Genomic DNA, 906 nt, shown 5'->3' with positions numbered 1-906 from the left:
TCACCCCGATCGAAGGGACAGACAGTGACTACTGTCGTCGAGGTACCCGTTCAATCGTCGTTGGCTGTGCGGCCGTTGCAGCCCACCATCGGCGCGGAGATCGACGGTGTCGATCTGAGCCGGCCGTTGTCGTCCGTGGTGCGTGACGAGATCAGGGCGACGGTGTTGAAGTACAAGGTCGTGTTCTTCCGGGATCAGGACCTGACGCAGGAGGGGCACGAGGCTTTCGCCGGGCAGTTCGGTCCCCTGTACACGCATCCGGGGGCGGCGAAGGCCGATGCCCGTACTACCGCGATTCATCGGATCTCCTCCGATGATTTCGCGAAGCAGGAGAAGGTCCATGTCCGGCAGGTTGGCGACGATGTGTGGGATCCGTACCACACCGACACGAGCTGGCGGCTTGTTCCGACGTGGGGTGCGGTGTTGCGGGCGGTGCAGTTGCCCGAGGTGGGTGGGGACACGATCTGGGTGGATGCGGCGCTGGCGTACCAGGGCCTGTCCGAGGAGGTGAGGGAGCGGCTCGAGGGCCGCCATGTCACCCACGACTTCCGGGCTGCGTTGCATGCTTCGGGGCATGACTATCCGGTGGTGGCGCATCCGGTCGTCCGGATCCACCGGGAGACCGGGGAGAAGATCGTGTGGGTGAACTTCACGCAGCGGCCGACGATCGTCGGGCTTGACCGCGCGGAGAGCAGGGAGTTGCTGACTGCGGTCATTGACCAGTATCGCAGGCCGGAGAATCAGGTGCGTTTCGCCTGGCGGCCGGGTTCGGTTGCGTTCTGGGACAACCGGGCGGCTGTGCATTACGCGGTTCGCAACTACGGGTCGACGCCGCGCCTGCTCGAGCGCATCCTCATCGCTGACGAGCCGCTCTACGCCGACCTGTAAACCGCTGCCCGGACCGGC

At 65.3% G+C, this 906-nt stretch carries 1 protein-coding gene; it reads left to right on the top strand.

All coding sequences use genetic code 11. The features are described 5' to 3' along the window. The first annotated feature begins 24 nt into the window (after nt 1–24). Nucleotides 25–888 carry a TauD/TfdA dioxygenase family protein gene (locus tag NBZ85_RS31470; RefSeq protein ID WP_261560514.1) on the top strand — a complete coding sequence of 288 codons (864 nt, stop codon included), beginning with the start codon at nt 25–27 and terminating at the stop codon, nt 886–888. Nucleotides 889–906 lie beyond the last annotated feature (18 nt).

It is taken from the genome of Frankia tisae (assembly GCF_025403405.1).
GTDB classification, from domain to species: Bacteria; Actinomycetota; Actinomycetes; order Frankiales; family Frankiaceae; genus Frankia; species Frankia tisai.
This window is presented reverse-complemented; position numbering and strand designations above follow the sequence as displayed.